The sequence below is a fragment of the Nocardia sp. CA-135398 genome, from assembly GCF_050955845.1.
In the GTDB taxonomy this organism is placed as follows: Bacteria; Actinomycetota; Actinomycetes; order Mycobacteriales; family Mycobacteriaceae; genus Nocardia.
Genome location: NZ_CP192084.1, coordinates 8067642 through 8084333 on the forward strand (window position 1 = coordinate 8067642; position 16692 = coordinate 8084333).

At 65.9% G+C, this 16692-nt stretch carries 13 protein-coding genes; 7 read left to right on the forward strand and 6 right to left on the reverse strand.

Annotated features, from left to right (window positions below; all coding sequences use genetic code 11):
• Positions 1 to 37 precede the first annotated feature (37 nt).
• Complete coding sequence (locus ACQP1T_RS35810) at positions 38 to 1510, reverse strand: cytochrome b5 domain-containing protein (RefSeq protein WP_433757401.1); 1473 nt, start codon at positions 1508 to 1510, stop codon at positions 38 to 40.
• 431 nt (positions 1511 to 1941) lie between these two features.
• Between ACQP1T_RS35810 and ACQP1T_RS35815 the strand changes: the two genes are divergently transcribed.
• Positions 1942 to 2772 carry an LppX_LprAFG lipoprotein gene (locus ACQP1T_RS35815; RefSeq protein ID WP_433757402.1) on the forward strand — a complete coding sequence of 277 codons (831 nt, stop codon included), beginning with the start codon at positions 1942 to 1944 and terminating at the stop codon, positions 2770 to 2772.
• Positions 2773 to 3020: 248 nt separating this feature from the next.
• On the opposite strand, the gene ACQP1T_RS35820 is transcribed toward ACQP1T_RS35815, so the two are convergent.
• From ACQP1T_RS35820 to pdxH, 4 genes are all read right to left on the reverse strand, one after another.
• The gene (locus tag ACQP1T_RS35820) at positions 3021 to 3383 is read right to left on the reverse strand and encodes an FKBP-type peptidyl-prolyl cis-trans isomerase (protein WP_433757403.1); all 363 of its coding nucleotides are present in this window, start codon (positions 3381 to 3383) and stop codon (positions 3021 to 3023) included.
• 42 nt (positions 3384 to 3425) lie between these two features.
• The gene (locus tag ACQP1T_RS35825; protein WP_433757404.1) at positions 3426 to 4730 is read right to left on the reverse strand and encodes a citrate synthase; all 1305 of its coding nucleotides are present in this window, start codon (positions 4728 to 4730) and stop codon (positions 3426 to 3428) included.
• A gap of 138 nt (positions 4731 to 4868) precedes the next feature.
• Positions 4869 to 6170: an MFS transporter gene (locus ACQP1T_RS35830; protein WP_433757405.1), complete on the reverse strand. Its 1302-nt coding sequence runs from the start codon at positions 6168 to 6170 to the stop codon at positions 4869 to 4871.
• Between the two features lie 108 nt (positions 6171 to 6278).
• Positions 6279 to 6983, reverse strand: a complete 705-nt coding sequence (gene pdxH / locus ACQP1T_RS35835; RefSeq protein WP_433762491.1) for a pyridoxamine 5'-phosphate oxidase — start codon at positions 6981 to 6983, stop codon at positions 6279 to 6281.
• A 191-nt stretch (positions 6984 to 7174) separates the two neighbouring features.
• Here pdxH and ACQP1T_RS35840 point away from each other — a divergent pair, with 191 nt between their 5' ends.
• From ACQP1T_RS35840 to ACQP1T_RS35855, 4 genes are all read left to right on the forward strand, one after another.
• The gene (locus ACQP1T_RS35840) at positions 7175 to 8323 is read left to right on the forward strand and encodes a citrate synthase 2 (RefSeq protein WP_433757406.1); all 1149 of its coding nucleotides are present in this window, start codon (positions 7175 to 7177) and stop codon (positions 8321 to 8323) included.
• A 514-nt stretch (positions 8324 to 8837) separates the two neighbouring features.
• A complete protein-coding gene (locus ACQP1T_RS35845) occupies positions 8838 to 9698 on the forward strand; it encodes a polysaccharide deacetylase family protein (RefSeq protein ID WP_433757407.1) in 861 nt (286 codons plus the stop codon).
• 150 nt (positions 9699 to 9848) lie between these two features.
• Complete coding sequence (locus ACQP1T_RS35850) at positions 9849 to 12710, forward strand: HAMP domain-containing sensor histidine kinase (protein WP_433757409.1); 2862 nt, start codon at positions 9849 to 9851, stop codon at positions 12708 to 12710.
• A complete protein-coding gene (locus ACQP1T_RS35855; RefSeq protein WP_433757410.1) occupies positions 12707 to 13297 on the forward strand; it encodes a GTP-binding protein in 591 nt (196 codons plus the stop codon). The genes ACQP1T_RS35850 and ACQP1T_RS35855 overlap by 4 nt, the downstream gene beginning before the upstream one ends.
• Before the next feature lie 32 nt (positions 13298 to 13329).
• On the opposite strand, the gene ACQP1T_RS35860 is transcribed toward ACQP1T_RS35855, so the two are convergent.
• Complete coding sequence (locus tag ACQP1T_RS35860; RefSeq protein WP_433757411.1) at positions 13330 to 13911, reverse strand: hypothetical protein; 582 nt, start codon at positions 13909 to 13911, stop codon at positions 13330 to 13332.
• Positions 13912 to 14038: 127 nt separating this feature from the next.
• Here ACQP1T_RS35860 and serC point away from each other — a divergent pair, with 127 nt between their 5' ends.
• On the forward strand, positions 14039 to 15163 hold the full coding sequence (gene serC, locus ACQP1T_RS35865) for a phosphoserine transaminase (RefSeq protein ID WP_433757412.1): 1125 nt from the start codon (positions 14039 to 14041) through the stop codon (positions 15161 to 15163).
• 369 nt (positions 15164 to 15532) lie between these two features.
• Positions 15533 to 16660 carry a septation protein SepH gene (gene sepH / locus ACQP1T_RS35870; protein ID WP_433757413.1) on the forward strand — a complete coding sequence of 376 codons (1128 nt, stop codon included), beginning with the start codon at positions 15533 to 15535 and terminating at the stop codon, positions 16658 to 16660.
• Positions 16661 to 16692 lie beyond the last annotated feature (32 nt).

A 16692-nucleotide genomic window follows, 5' to 3' on the forward strand; every position in this document is an offset into this window, starting at 1 on the left:
AGACCAGCGGTTCGATCGGTCGATCTGCGGAAACGGCTCAGACCGTGCCGATTCCGGTGAACCCCTGCACGGTGTAGACCGCACAGGTTTTCAGTGCCCCGGGCGAGCAGTGCTCGCGGATGAAGCCCCAATTCCGTTCCTCGGCTTCGCGCGAGGGCGACAAAAGGTAGGTGCGGCAGAGTTTCGGGAACCGGTCGGTGAAGAAACTCTTCGCCGGAAGCCACTCGACACCGAATTTCGCGGACTCCTCGCGCAATACGTCCTCGGTGGCGATATTGGCGAAACCGCTGCGCTGGAACGGCAGGACGTGATGGACCCGGTGCGAACTCAGACCGGCCGCGAGAAAGCAGTCGATATAACGATTTCCGAGCACCTTCAGGTCGTAGGCCTGCTCCACCTGATTGACGGCCCAGTCCTCGGTATCGGCGGCGGGCAGTTCCTCGGCCTCCACCTCGAAATCATGGCTCGCGACGACCAGGAAGGTACTGATCCACAGCGTCACCACGAATTGCAGTGCCCAGGCCCAGAAGTCGCCCGCCAGCGTGAAGACCACCAACTCGCCGAGCAATAGCGCGCGCACCCCGAACGAACCGATGAAGTGCGGCAGCGCACCACCCCAGGTGCCGTACATATCTTTGATGCCGACTTTGCGGGTGAGGCGGCAGACATCGAGGAGTCGAATGGTCATGCCGGTCACCGTGTGCCCGAATTTGTGCAGGGTGTGAATCGGCACCCGATACAACCGGGGCACCCGCATCATCATGGTGAAGACGTTCTTCTTGATATCGACTTCACTCTGGGTATGCGGGTGGTGCAGCAGCGCGTGCCCATCCGCGGTGACGAAAGCCAGTGCGACGTAATTGAAATCGAAGGTGTTCGTATAGATCTTGTTCATGCCCTTTTGCGCGCGATGGATCGCGTAGTGGCCGAACCCGGCCAGCGAGCTGCGCAGCAGCACCATCAGGACGACGAAGACGGGCAGCGGCATCCAGCTGCGCTCGAACAGGCGCAGACCCTGCACCGCGAAGTACGCGACCGCCAACACCGCGACCACGATGTTGAAGATCGTGTCCATGCGGCGCAGTCGCGCGGCCAGCTCAGGTTCTTTCAGCCGCGCCTTGACCTTGTGCAGCAGATCGTCTTTATTGTCGAATCGGTACTTCGGGGTGTCCTGCCAACTGTCGAAACCCTCTTTGAAGAGGAAGTCGGGCGCGTTGGCCTTCGGATGAATATCTTCGGGTAATGCGTTGCGCCCCAACGCATACCGTTCGAGCATTCGTCCGATTCGCTCGGGATCGCGGTGATAGGAGCCGATGATGGAGGTGATATCGCGATTTTTCGTTCGCCCGATGAAGAACTCGCCGCCGGGATGTTTGGAGATCCAGTCGCTCAGATCGTAGGCTTTTCCGTTGTAAACCCACACATTCGAGAGTTGCGGGCCACCGCCAGGAGGCGGGCCGGGCGGTCTACGGAAGTCCCGCTCCTCCGCTTCTGGCTGGCTGTTCGTCATCGCATTCCTCCGTGTCTGATCCGCGGTTCGGTGGCCGTTATCGGCCCCGGGGTTATGGCGTGTATCGCGGACAGGCGCGGGGGCGCTTCATCCGGCGAACCGGATGTCCCCCCGAAGTCACACACACTGCCTGAACCTTCGTGACAGCATCGTGCTTCCAGCGCCTTACATCTCACTAAACAATCCCTTAACCCGGTAACTTTCGCGTCGGATTCCCCCCGATCTCTGCGAGAAGACCGAACCAAGGGTAACGTCAGCCTGCGTAGCATGCGCGATTCGGTAGAGGTCGCCTTCCCACTGCCGGGTCGAGTTGGCGTGTGGGACAGGCTAATCTGGCGGGCGAAATGCTGCACCACACCGGGCGGCAGCACCAGCTGTCCCCGTTAACCACCCGGTCCTACCCGACCTCGCACTCTTCTGGGGGCAGAACATTGAGTGATCTGACAGCGCGAGCACGCACCTCGCACCGAATCCGACTTCGCCGAACGGGTCTCGTGCCCGCCGTGGTCGCGGCGTCGATGTTCGCTGCACTGGTGACAGGCTGCGACTCCAGCTCCGACTCGAAGACCACATCGTCCGCGCCGCCTTCGGGTCAGCTGCCCGATGCCGCGCAGATCGTGCAGGAGTCCGCACGGACCACCCAGACCCTGCAGGCCGTGCACCTGAATCTGAAGGTGGACAACCTCACCACCCTCCCGGTGGAGAGCGTCTCGGCCGATGTGACCAACCAGCCGCAGGGCGCCGGTCAGGCGATCGGCGAGGCGAAGGTCCGGACCAAGCCGGAGGCCGACTTCATCCAGGCCAAGTTCCTGGTCGTCGACAAGGAAATGTACGCGCAGACCGGTAGCTCCTCCGCCTACGCCAAAATCGGTCCGGCGGAACAGATCTACGACCCGGGCGTCATCCTCGACAAGGACAAGGGCCTGGCCAACCTGATCGCTCAGGTGCAGAATCCGAAGGTGGAGGGCCGGGAGAAGGTCGACGGCACCGACACCGTGAAGGTGACCGGAACCATCGACTCCACGGTCATCGACCCCATCGTGCCCAAGTCCGGTGACCCGGCGGGCACCTTCCCGATTACCCTGTGGATCGCGGATGTCGCCCCGCCGTCGGGTGGGGCATCGGCCCTGCCGTCCACGGCCGCCTCGCCCGGCAACGGCCCGAACCTGGTTCAGGCTGTGGTCAAGCGGGATCCGGGCACCATCAAGGTGACGCTGTCGGCGTGGGGTAAGCCGGTCAAGGTCACCGCACCGCCGAAGTAAGACACACAACCGCGAACCGGTCCGGGAACGCGTGACGGTGGCAGCACCCGTCATCCGCACCCCCGGACCGGTTTTCGCGTTTCCGGCGGTACTCTGCGCGAAAGTCCCACACCGCCGCTAATCATGCCCGGACGAGAATGCATTGGTGGAGGGGCACTCTCGACGTTTCCGCCACCGATACATTCTCGGCCGACTGAAACGACCGCGGCCCGTGCCCACTGGGGGCACGGGCCGCGGTCGGGGTGGGGTCAGTTGACGACGCTGAGGAGGTCGATCACGAAGACCAGGGTCTTTCCCGAGAGCTTGTGGCCGGAACCGGCGGGGCCGTAGGCGAGCTGCGGCGGGATGGTCAGCTGGCGGCGGCCGCCGACTTTCATGCCGGGGATGCCGTCCTGCCAGCCCTGGATCAGGCCGCGCAGCGGGAAGGTGATGGATTCGCCACGGTTCCAAGAGGAGTCGAATTCCTCGCCGGAGTCGAATTCCACGCCGACATAGTGCACCTCGACGGTGCCGCCGGGCACAGCCTCGGCGCCCTCGCCCTCGACGATGTCCTTGATAACCAGCTCGGTGGGCGCTGGGCCCGCCTGGAATTCGATCTCCGGCTTGGTCATTCGGCTATCCCCTCTGATAGGTGATGATGTTGCGGACAGAAATCAACGGCCAGCGATGTCGTGGTAATCGCGGTGACCGTAACCGGTGTAGATCTGGCGCGGACGGCCGATCTTCAAAGGCTCACTGTGCATTTCCCGCCAGTGCGCGATCCAGCCCGGCAGTCGGCCCATCGCGAACAGCACGGTGAACATGCGGGTCGGGAAGCCCATGGCCTTGTAGATGACACCGGTGTAGAAGTCGACGTTCGGGTACAGCTGACGCGAGATGAAGTACTCGTCGGTGAGCGCGGCCTCTTCCAGAGACTTTGCGATATCGAACAATTCGTCGTCGCCGCCGAGCTTGGACAGAATCGCGTCGGCATGCTTCTTGGCGATCGAGGCGCGCGGGTCGTAGTTGCGGTAGACGCGGTGTCCGAAGCCCATGAGCTTCACGCCGTCTTCCTTGTTCTTGACCTTGCGGATGAATTCCTTGACGTTGCCGCCCTCGGCCTTGATGCCGTCCAGCATCTCCAGCACGGCCTGGTTGGCGCCGCCGTGCAGCGGGCCCCACAGCGCGTTGATGCCGCCGGAGACGGAGGTGAACAGGTTGGCGTCGGAGGAACCGACCAGGCGCACGGTCGAGGTGGAGCAGTTCTGCTCGTGGTCGGCGTGCAGGATCAGCAGCATGTCGAGTGCGGCGGCGATCTCCGGGTCGACCTCGTAGGGTTCGGCCGGGAAGCCGAAGGTCATCCGCAGGAAGTTCTCCACCAGGCTCAGCGAGTTGTCCGGGTAGAGGAACGGCTGGCCGACCGACTTCTTGTACGAGTAGGCCGCGATGGTGGGCAGCTTCGCCAGTAGTCGGATGGTCGACAGCTCGACCTGTTCGGGGTCCTTCGGATCCAGCGAGTCCTGGTAGTACGCCGAAAGCGCGTTCACGGCGGAGGACAGCACCGGCATCGGGTGCGCGTTGCGCGGGAAGCCGTCGAAGAACCGCTTGAGGTCCTCGTGCAGCAGGGTGTGGCGGCGGATCCGGTCGGTGAACTCGTCCAGCTGCGCCTGGCTCGGCAGCTCGCCGTAGATCAGCAGGTAGCTGACCTCGATGAAGGTCGAGGACTCGGCGAGCTGGTCGATCGGGTAGCCGCGGTAGCGCAGGATGCCCGCTTCGCCGTCGATGTAGGTGATCGCCGACTTGGTCGGCGCGGTGTTCATGAAGCCAGGGTCGTAGGTCACATACCCGGTGCTGGCCAGCATTTTGCCGAGGTCGATGCCGTCATTGCCCTCTTTGGCTTGGGCGATCGTCATGGCATATTCGCCGCCGGGGTAGCTCAGAACCGGCTTGGCGTCGTTGATGTGGTCTTTTTCGGGCACGGAAGGATCCCTCTCAGGCTAGGACCGTCGGCATCGGGGTGCGGTCGGCACGGCGGTGCTCTCACGTAGACGCTAGTCGCTACTCGCGCGGCCCGAGAACGAGGGTGCCCACCGGCCGACCTCACAAACAACTTCGTGTCAGGTGAGGTTTGTCGCGCTGTCCGACACCGGAACCGAGTGCGACCTGGCGACGCGATAGCGCACGAAGGCCGGGAACACGAGCGCAGCCAGCGACACCCCGACAACGACCAGCACGCCGCCGCCCGCCGCGGCAACCGCGGTACCCAGGGCCGCTGCGGCAAAACCGTGGGCAACATCACCGATGCGCGGGCCACCAGCGACGATCACGATGAACACTCCTTGCAGGCGGCCGCGCATCTCGTCGGTGGTGACGGCCTGCAGCATCGCGATGCGCAGCGCGGCCGAAACCATATCGACCGCGCCGCCGAAGGCCGAGCAGGCCAACGCGATCCACAGTCCCGGCCCGATGCCGAGGCCGTGACCGGTCCAGCCGACGGCGATGCCGAAGCCGACCATGGCCACTCCCCAGAGCGCGATGCAGACCACCACCGCGAGACCCTGGCGTCGCACGTGCGAGATCCAACCGGAGAACACTCCGCCGAGCACCGCGCCGACCGAGATCGAAGCGAACAGCAAACCGAGCGCGACGCCGCCGCCCGCCGGATCACCGAAGGTCTCGTGCGCGATCTGCGGGTAGAGGGCGCGCGGCATGCCGAAGACCATGGCGATCACGTCGACAACGAAAGAGGCGAGCAGGATGCGCTGGGTCGCCAGATAGGCGAAACCGTCCAGGACAGTGCGGAATCCGGCCTTGCGCGCCGTTCCGGTCGGCGGGATGGCGGGCAGCCGCCACACCGCCCAAATGGTGGCGAGCAGCGCGATCGCGTCGATCAGATACAGGGTGGACAGGCCGACCACCGGAATCAGCACGCCCGCGAGCACCGGTCCGGCAATGGCACCGGTCTGCTGCACGGTCATGCTGAGCGCACTGGCCGCCGCCAGATGTTCAGTGGGCAGCAGCCTCGGGATGGCGGCGCTGCGGGTCGGCTGATTCACCGCGAAAAGCGCCTGCTGCACGGCGAAAAGTCCGAGCACGATCCAGACGTTGTCGAGTCCGACCGCGGCCTGCACCCAGAACGCGAGTGCGGTCACACCGGTACCGCAGTTGGTGATGAGCATGAGCTTGCGCCGGTCCATCACATCGGCCAGCGCACCGCCCCACAGACCGAACACGATCAGCGGGACCAGGCCGAACAGACCGGCCAGGCCGACATAGCCGGAGCTGCCGGTGATCTGGAATATCTGCTGCGGGACGGCCACCACGGCCAACTGCGAACCGATGACGGTGACGATGTTGCTGGTCCACAACCGTCGGAACTCGGGATAGCGCAGCGGGGTGGTGTCGGCGAGCAGTTTCACCGACCGAAGCGTAATGAGTCGGTCAGTAGCCCAACAATGTCGGGGTTTGACGATTCAGGATCGCGGAGCGATTCGATCAGGGTTGGTGATCGGGTGACGGGTGGGCTTCTAGGGTTGTAGTCGGTCGACCCTCATGGTGTCGCCGCTGATCCGCACCCGGATCCGATTGTGCAGCCGACCCCGGCGACCCTGCCAGAACTCCACCTCGTCGGGACGGATCAGATAACCGCCCCAGTGCGGCGGCACCGGAATCTCGTCCACATCGGCGAAGCGTGCGGTGGTCTCGGCCAGCGTGCGATCGAGTTCGGCGCGCGAGGCGATCGTCCGGGATTGGCGCGAGGCCCACGCGCTCAACTGCGAATCGCGCGGCCGGGAGCGCCAGTAGACGGCGGTCGTCTCGGCGGAAACCAACTCGACCGGCCCGCGCACGTGAATCTGTCGGCCCAATGCTGGCCAGACGAATGTCGCGGCGGCGAATGGCACGCCCGCCAGTTGGTTGCCCTTGGCCGAGTCGTAATTCGTGTAAAAAGTCACACCTTCCGGTGAGAGGCCTTTACACAGCACGGTCCTTGCGACCGGACGCGGCCCGGACTCGGTGAGTGCGACGGTCGCGACCACCATGGCATTCGGCTCGGCGATGCCGACCGCGGTGGCCTGTTCGATCCAATGCCGAAGCAGCGGCTCCCAGCCGCCCGCCAGCCAGGTTTCGTCCAGATCGGTGTCCTCACCGCTGCCGAATGGCATGCCGCCGTAGTCGACTCGCATGGCGGCCAAATCGGTCGCCGGGAAAAGAACCCGATCGTTTGCGGCCATTTCCTGACCGAGAGATGAATTGTCCAGGTCACGCATGGGCCAGACGTTACTCCGCGGTAGCAGGGAGCTAAGGTTTTGTTGATCGGCATGTGCTCGGCGAGCCACACCCCTCATCGACGAGAACAGGCCTTTTCCAGCGACCCGCAAACAGTCGCTGAGGAACGAACCGAAGTGCAAGGGAGAGTCACAGAATGACTACCAGCCATGCGGTGCCCAGCGGGCAAACCGCCGTACCCCCTGATTTCGTCAGCGGTCTGGAAGGCGTGGTGGCATTCACCACCGATATCGCCGAACCCGATAAGGACGGCGGCGCGCTGCGCTATCGCGGCGTCGACATCCAGGACCTGGTCGGCTCGCGGGTGACCTTCGGCGACGTATGGGCACTACTGGTAGACGGCGAATTCGGTCGCGGCCTGCCGCCCGCCGAGCCGTTCCCGCTGCCGGTGCACACCGGTGACGTGCGCGTCGACGTGCAGGCCGGACTCGCCATGCTCGCCCCGATCTGGGGCTACCAACCGCTGCTCGATATCGATGACGAGACCGCCAGGGAGAATCTGGCGCGCGCCTCGGTGATGGCGCTGTCCTATGTCGCGCAGTCCGCACGCGGCATCTACCAGCCCGCCGTGCCGCAGAAGAAGATCGACGAGTGCACCACGGTGACCGAGCGGTTCATGACCCGCTGGAAGGGCGATCCGGATCCGCGGCACACCGAGGCCATCGACGCCTACTGGGTTTCCGCGGCCGAGCACGGCATGAACGCCTCCACCTTCACCGCCCGGGTGATCGCCTCGACCGGCGCCGATGTCGCCGCGGCGCTGTCCGGCGCGATCGGCGCGATGTCGGGTCCGCTGCACGGCGGCGCGCCCGCGCGCGTGCTTCCGATGATCGAGGCCGTCGAAAAGTCCGGTGACGCACGCGCTTTGGTCAAGGGCATCCTGGACCGCAAAGAAAAGCTGATGGGGTTCGGCCACCGGGTCTACCGGGCCGAGGACCCGCGCGCCCGGGTACTGCGCGCGACCGCGCAGCGCCTGAACGCCCCGCGCTTCGAGGTCGCCGCCGCGCTGGAGCAGGCCGCGCTCGCCGAACTGCGCGAGCGTCGTCCGGACCGCGCCATCGAGACCAATGTCGAATTCTGGGCGGCGGTCATCCTGGACTTCGCCGAGGTCCCCGCGCACATGATGCCCGCGATGTTCACCTGTGGCCGCACCGCCGGTTGGTGTGCCCACATCCTGGAGCAGAAGCAGCTGGGCAAGCTGGTCCGCCCGGCCGCCATCTACACCGGCCCCGCCCCGCGCCAGCCGCAGGACGTCACCGGCTGGTCCGCCGTCGCGCACGTGTAGCTGTGTTGTTGGCCGCGTGGCCGCGGCGTGTTCGCGGCCCCTGGTGTCTCGTGTCCGAGCCGTCGAGACTCGCGCCTGCGGCGCATGCGCTTCGACGACTCGGACACGAGACGGGCCGCGAACGGGTCGCTCGTAAGACTCGCTCCGTGGTGGTCGGTGACGGCGGGACGCTCAGCACCTAGTGCACGCCTGCTGGATGGGCGAGGCACGCGCACTACGGCGCATGCGCTTCGACGACTCGGACACGAGACGGGCCGCGAACGGGTCGCTCGTAAGACTCGCTCCGTCGGGGTTGCGGATAGCCGATCGATCGGCACTGCACTTGATGCACACGCACCGGACAGTCGAGTCCTGCGCCGATAGCGCGTGCTCTTCGGCCATTCGGCCGCGAGACGTCGCTCGTAAGACTCGCTCCGTGGCTGTTGCGTGAGTGAGCAAACTCGCTGTCGACATTCCGCGTAGCATCTCGGGGGACGCTGTGAGAGAGAGTTAACGGGGAATGCTGGATAGGAATGTGTCGCGGCGGCGGCTGATCGGATTCGGTGCCGCGGCTGCGGCTTTCGTCGCTGGTTGCAGTACCGATAAGGGCAATACGACCGGCGCGCAATCGAGAACGACCACCGCCGCGAATGCCGTTGACGTGCAGGCCATTCCGAGATCCCCGGTGCCGCAGGCGCCCGCGGCGAGCTCCCCCGTGGCGGTGGCCGCACGACACGCGGGTGCGCAGCCGACCAGGTGGGGCATGGCGATGGACGGCATCACCAGCACTTTCGCGGCGACCGGAAAACAGATGGCGGTCACCTTCGACGCGTGCGGCGGGCCCGGCAATAACGATATCGATGAGACGTTGCTGAATCTGCTCATCTCCCAGCAGATTCCGGCCACGCTCTTCCTCAATAAACGCTGGATCGATGCGAATCCCGGCCGCGCCGCCCAATTGGCCGCCAATCCGCTGTTCGAGCTGGCCAATCATGGTGTGGCACATAAACCGCTCTCGGTGACCGGCCGGGCCGCCTACGAAATCCCGGGCACCGGCTCGCCGCAGGAGGCCGTCGACGAGGTCTGGGCCAATCACCAGCGGCTGACGACGCTGCTCGGCAAACCGCCGCGGTTTTTCCGTGCGGGTACCGCACACTACGACGATGTCGCGGTCGCGATCGTCAACGAATTGGGTGAGCGGCCGGTCGGTTTCAGCATCAATGCCGACTACGGCGCCACCGCGAGCGCCGCGCAGGTACAGAATGCGATGAAAGCCGCCGCGCCCGGTGCGATCTCGCTGGCGCATATGCACCGGCCGAATTCCGGAACGGCCGCCGGGATGACGGCGGCGCTGTCCGCGCTGCGATCTGCGGGGTTCACCTTTGTCCATCTCTGAGTATCGTTGCCACCCGTAGTCGGGCTCGGCACGCCATCGTGCCGGTGAGCCGCGGGGTGCAATTATTACGGTATGGCGTGCACGCCCCTGGGATCGCGCCAATAACGCGCAACCCTCGGCGGCGAGCCAGTATGGTACCGGTGCTGACCGGTGTCCCGACGTCAGCCGACCGCCTGCCGGTCGCTCGAAAAAACAAAGGTGAGACGGATTGCGGCCGTGCACCGGGCATTTCGCCAGCGCGAGGTGACCGGATCGGCGCGATCCGAGCGGAAGGCGGTATGTAGGGTGGCGCAGGGAATCTTCGCGCACACTCGATGGCGGAATCTCGAGCAATGGCGAGTCCGCTGGAAAGTCGGCGCGGCCGTTGCACTTCCGCTGGCCGCGGCCATTCTGCTCGGTGGTCTGCGCCTGACGGTCTTCTTCCGTGATTACTCCGAATACGACAGTGCGGCCGACCGCATCTCCGATATTCCGGCGATCACCGCACTCGAATCGGCGGCCTCGACCGTCGCCGGTGGGCAGGTCTACGGCACCACCACCGACCAGGACCTGGTCGAATTGTCAACGGCTATCACCGAAGCCACGCTGCGCGCGGGCCGCAAGGGCATCGATGCGACAGTCGCCAGGGCGCTGCGGCAGATGACCGCGACCAGCGAAGTCATCCGCTCCGGAGGTAAGGGCGGCGGCGATCCGGTGAAGGCCGTGGAGCTCAACAACGCGATCGTCGCCGATGCCATCGGCACCGTGGACAAATTGCTCACCCCGATCGGCATCGCCTCGGTCGTGGCCGCGAAGGCACAGCTCTCCGATGTGCTGGCCGGCAAGGTCGAGGGCTTCAACTGGCTGATGGCGGCCATGACGGCGATCCAACAGCCGTCTCAGGCCGAGAATTTCCATACCGCGCAGGGGCGCATCCTGGCCATGGGCGATGCCATCGAACGGGTAATGCCCGCGGCCAAGCCCGACCTCGATCGGGTGGTGCAGCCGAATAACGCCGTGCTCAAGGACATGATCGAGGTCGCGATGCGCACGCACGTCGTCGACCTGGTGGAGTTGCGGCGGCTGGCCATCGAATCCCGCGATGTCTTCACCGGATTGACCCGCCAGATCGTGCAGGGCGTCATCCGCGATGTCGACGACAAGGTCGCCGAGGCCCGTTCCGCGGCCGTACAGGCCTCCCTGGTCGTCCTCGGGACCGTAATCGCGGCACTCGCGCTCGCACTGTGGGTGGCGCACTCGCTGCTGCAGCCACTACGCAGGCTGCGGGCAGGCGCCAACGAACTCGCCGAGAAGGATCTGCCGAGCGAGGTCGAGCGGATCATGCGCGGCGCTCAACTCGAGGACATCGAGGTGAAACCGGTGCCGGTGCACACCGGTGAGGAGATCGGCGAAATCGCCCGCACCGTGGACGGTTTGCACACCCAGGCACTCAAACTCGCCGCACAGCAGCAACTGCTGCGCGATCAGGTCAACGACATGTTCGAGACCATGGCCCGGCGCAACCAGACGCTGGTGGATCGCCAGCTCAGCATGATCGAGGCGCTGGAATTCGAGGAGAAGGATCCCGAGCGGCTCGGCCACCTCTTCCGACTCGACCACCTGGCCGCGCGTATGCGGCGCAATAGCGCCAATTTGCTGGTGCTGGCCGGAACGCGGTCGCGGCACGATCGGTCCGGACCGGTCGAGGTGCGCGATATCCTGCGCGCCGCGGTTTCCGAGGTCGAGGACTATCAGCGGGTCAAATCCGGTGCCACACCGGACGGTTGGGTCGCGGGCATCGCGGCCACCGATGTGGTGCATCTGATCGCCGAGATGCTGGAGAACGCGCTGCGGGCCTCACCGCCCGATAGCGATGTCACCTTCGCCTACAGCCGGACCTCCGAGGGCGGCCTGCTCATCGAGGTCGTCGATGAGGGCATCGGCATCATGGCGAACGAACTGAACGAGATCAACCAGCGGTTGGCGACGCCGACCGCGGTCACCGTCGCGACGACGCGGCAGATGGGCATGTTCGTGGTCGGCAAACTCGCCGAGCGACACGGCATCACGGTTCGGCTGCGCCGGACGCACGATCGTGCGCTCAGTCCGGGAATCACCGCGAGCCTGCACATTCCGCCCGCACTGATCGAGGTGCCGTCGCAGGATTCGGATGATCCGGCGACGCTGAAGCCGGTGATTCCGGTGCATCGGGACACGCTCGGTACCAAGGCGACGGCGGCGGCGGGCGCGGGTGTTGCCGAGGCGGGCGTGGGGATTGCCAAGGGCGCGACCAAGGCGGTCACGCCTGCTACCAAGGCCGAACCTGCGGCGCGGCGGATCGGTGCCCCGCCGTCGGCAGCACCCAAGCCTGCGGAACCGGAGCCCGACGCCCCCGCGGCGCCGCCGGTGATCACCAGTTATGGTCTGCCGAAACGGGTTCCGGGAGTCAACCGCAAGGGACGTCGCAAAGCGGGCGGGGCTGCCACGAAGCCGTCCAGCACCACCGCGGCAGCTAGCGCGCCTCCCCCTTCCGCTAGCGTGGCCGATTCGGGTCCCCCGACCGGTCCGCAGGAGCGGGTGACCAAGACGACCTCGTTCTTCCAATCCGAGGACGTGGATTCGGCGGAGTCCGTCGAATCCACGTCGGACGGATCCGCGCAGCCCACCAAGGGGGAAGCGGCGACGCCGATTTTCGCGGGCATGATGTCGGCGTGGTTGGCTGATCCGACTACAGGGGAGCTACCGGTTTTGACCAATTGGCATTCGGCGGCGGATGAAGGCTGGTCCGCGGCGCAGCGGGCGGCGGATGCCACGATCACGGAAAGGACAACGTCCGGGCTACCGAAACGAGATCCAGGGAATCAGTTGGTGCCGGGTGGGGCCGAGTCGGGGTCGGCGGCAACGGAATCTGCGGCGAGCACGCGCCGCGACCCGGAAGCGATCCGCACAGGATTGAACCGGTATCAGCGGGGGGTACGTGACGGAAGAGCCACTGGTAAGTTGAAACCCCTTGCAGCCGAGGATGTTCGATGACCGCACCTGAACAAGCACCACCCGAGACCACGTCCCGCGCGGTCTCGGCGAAAATCGTGATAGCCGGCGAGATGGGGGTCGGCAAGACCACGCTGGTCGGCGCGGTTTCGGATATCGTTCCGCTGAAAACCGAAGCGCTGATGACGGATCTGAGCTCCGAAATCGACGACACCTCGGCGGTCCCGGATAAGACCACCACCACGGTGGCCATGGATTTCGGCCGGATCACCCTGAACGACGATCTGGTGCTGTACCTGTTCGGCACCCCTGGCCAGCACCGGTTCTGGTTCATGTGGGACGACCTCAGCCTCGGCGCGATCGGGGCGATCCTGCTGGTCGACACTCGTCGAGTGGACGAAAGTTTCGCGGCGGTCGACTATTTCGAGGAACTCGGCCTACCGTTCCTGGTCGCGGTCAACGAATTCGAAGGCGCCCCCAAGTTTCCCGAGGAGGCCATCCGCGATGCCCTCTCGCTATCCGACGATGTTCCGGTGATGATGATCGACGCGCGGGATCGAGAATCCGCCAAGACCGCGCTGATCGCGCTCACCGGACATGCGCTGGCCCGGGTGAAAGCCAAGAGTTAGCGACATGGCGGCTCGAGCATCGAGCCGCCTCGCTAGTCGTCGCCGAGGGAGGCGAGCCAGTCGACCGCGACGGATTCGCCGCGGTCGACTGTGAAGAAGGCCACCTCGAGGTGCTGACCCAGATCGACGAGGCCGATCGCGGCCAGCGGTACCGGTTGGATCAGGCGCACCCGCCACGGTTTCGCCTCGTCCCAGGCACGCAGTTCGAGGTCCAGGCGCAGTACCGGGTCATCGCGACCGGCGTAGTCGGCGGCGACCGGTGCGGCGGCGAGCACCGTGGCATCGGCACGGCGGCCGTCGGCGAGGATCTTCGAAATGCTCGCCCGGCCGGTCTCGGCGATATCGGGCACGTAGAGCACCAGGCGGTCGCGATCGCCCGGATCGACCCGGCAGCCGACCACATCACCGGCCTGCATCCACTCCAGGTCGTCGGGCCGCATCCGCTGCCGCACCCGGGTTTCGTATGGCAGCACGCCTTCTACCTGCACTCGAACCCAGAAAACGTGTCCGGGTTCGCTGCGTCGCGGCCGCACACCGAGGATGGTCGCCGAGCCCATCACGCCGTGAATGAGCAATTCGCGCCGCTGCGAATCCGATAGCGCCCCCGCGCGCAATCCGAAGTTCCGCGGCCCCCTGCTACGCGCTCGCCACCCCGTGTTAGCCGACGCAAGGTTCATGGGCGACAACGTTAGCTGGAGTGTGGTCAGAGTCACAGCGTTACCACCGTCTACCCTGTTGGCCATGACCGCTGAGTTCCCGACTATTCCCGACGATCTCAAGCCCGCCGACGGACGGTTCGGCTGTGGCCCCTCCAAGGTGCGCCCGGAGCAGTTGCAGTCTCTGGTCTCCGTCGGCGCCTCGGTATTCGGAACCAGTCACCGGCAGAAGCCGGTCAAGGATGTGGTCGCGCGCGTGCGCAGCGGCCTGCGTGAACTTTTCGCACTGCCCGCCGACTACGAAGTGGTGCTCGGTAACGGCGGCACCACGGCGTTCTGGGATGCCGCCGCCTTCGGCCTGATCCGCGAGCGTTCGCTGCACCTCACCAATGGCGAGTTCAGCTCGAAGTTCGCCGCGGTGGCCAAGGGCAACCCGTTCATCGGCGATCCGATCGTGGTCTCGGCGGAGCCGGGCAGTGCGCCCGAACCGGTTTCGGACCCGTCGGCCGACCTCATCGGCTGGGCGCACAACGAAACCTCCACCGGTGTTTCGATCCCGGTGCAGCGTCCGGCGGGTTCGGAGAACGCGCTGATCGCCATCGACGCCACCTCCGGTGCGGGTGGTCTGCCGGTCAACATCACCGATGCCGATGTGTACTACTTCGCGCCGCAGAAGTGCTTCGCCTCCGACGGTGGCCTGTGGGTCGCGCTGATGAGCCCGGCCGCGCTGGCCCGGGTCGAGGAGATCAAGGCCTCGGGTCGCTGGACCCCCGACTTCCTTTCGCTGCCGATCGCGATCGACAACAGCACCAAGGACCAGACCTACAACACTCCCGCCCTGGGCACCCTGCTGCTGTTCGCCGACCAGATCGAGTGGATCAATGGCAACGGCGGGCTGGACTGGGCGGTCAAGCGGACGCTGGATTCCTCGTCGCGGCTGTACTCCTGGGCCGAGTCGAGCTCCTTCGCCACCCCGTACGTCGCGGATCCGGCGCACCGCTCACAGGTCGTCGGCACCATCGACTTCGCCGACTCGGTCGATGCGGCCGCCGTCGCCAAGGTGCTGCGCGCCAATGGAATCGTGGACACCGAGCCCTACCGCAAGCTCGGCCGCAACCAGCTGCGCGTCGGCATGTTCCCGGCCATCGACCCCGAGGATGTTTCGCAGCTGACGCGTAGCATCGACTGGGTTGTCGAAAAACTCGGCTGACAAACCACTCGGCTCAAACCACCATGGCCCAACCAACGGGCCGCGAACACTGAACTCGACGCAAGTGACCCGCACTACCGACCACCACGGAGCGAGTCTTACGAGCGACCGTTCGCGGCCCGTCTCGCGGCCGAGTCGTCGAAGCGCATGCGCCGCAGGCGCGAGTCTCGACGGCTCGGCCGCGAGACACCGGGGGGCCGCGAACACGCCGCGCCCGCGCGGCCGAAGATACGAATAGAGCAGATTAGCGGGGCGCGGAGGGTCTTTCGCAGATTTCCGCCCCGCGTGTCTTGCCTCGAGATTATCAGTAGTGCACTACTGTTTCGGAAAGTGGGCGGTGTCGCGAGCCGACGCGATAAGGAGGTAACGGTGCGTGAACTTCGAGTGATCGGGGTGACGCCCGACTCCACGCACATCGTGTGCATCGACACCGAGACCGGCACCAAGTACCGGCTGCCCGCCGACGACAAGCTTCGAGCCGCCGCACGCGGAGACCTTGCCCGATTCGGCCAGATTGAGATCGAGATGGAAGCAACTATGCGTCCCCGCGATATTCAAGCTCGTATCCGTGCCGGGGCATCCGTAGAACAGGTCACCGAAGAATCCGGTATGCCGCTGAGTCGCGTGGAGCGATTCGCCTATCCGGTGCTGCTGGAGCGGGCACGCGCCGCCGAACTCGCGCAGAAGGCGCATCCGGTGCGCGCCGACGGTCCGGCCGTGGAAACCCTGATCGATATCGTCACCGCCGCGTTCACCGAGCGCGGGCACACACTCGAGAACGCCGAGTGGGATGCCTGGAAGGACGAAAAGGGCTTCTGGGTCGCGCAATTGCAATGGCAGAACGGCCGTTCCGAGATCGCGGCGCATTGGCGCTACCAGCCCGACGCGCACGGCGGCTCGGTTTCCCCGCTCGACGATCCGGCCTCGGATCTGATCGATCCCGACTTCGGCCGTGCCCTACGCGGGCTCGCCACCATTCTGCCGCCGCAGGCGGAGATCGAGGCGCCCGCGGCGCCCGAACCGCCGGTAGAGACCCGGCCGGTGGAAACCCGTCCGGCCGAGAGCCGTCCGGCGCGCGAGGCCGCGACGGCACCGGCGCGTCCAGCCGCGCGGACTCAGCCGACATTGGACGAGTACTACGAGCAGCGTTCCGTCGCGGCCGGTGGTAGCAGCACGCCGGTCAACGCGGGTGGTGCGGCGGCCGCGATCCCGGCCGCCGCGAGCACGAATGCCATTCCGGCCGCGAATGGTTCCGCTCCGGTGACCGCCGGGACGAATACGACACCTGCCGCCGGTGGCGCACCGGCCGGTGCGGGTACCACCCCCGCCGCGCCAGCTGCACCCGCCAAGGCTCCGAAGTCTGCTGCCGCTAAGCCTGCCGCATCCGAGGAAGCGGCGAAGAAGGCGCCTGCGAAGGCCGCTCGGAACAAGCGCGGGAAGGCGCCGATGCCGTCCTGGGAGGACGTGTTGCTCGGGGTGCGTAGCTCGGGGCACTGAGTTTCGTTCCTGGGCTGTGAGTTCCGGGGCGG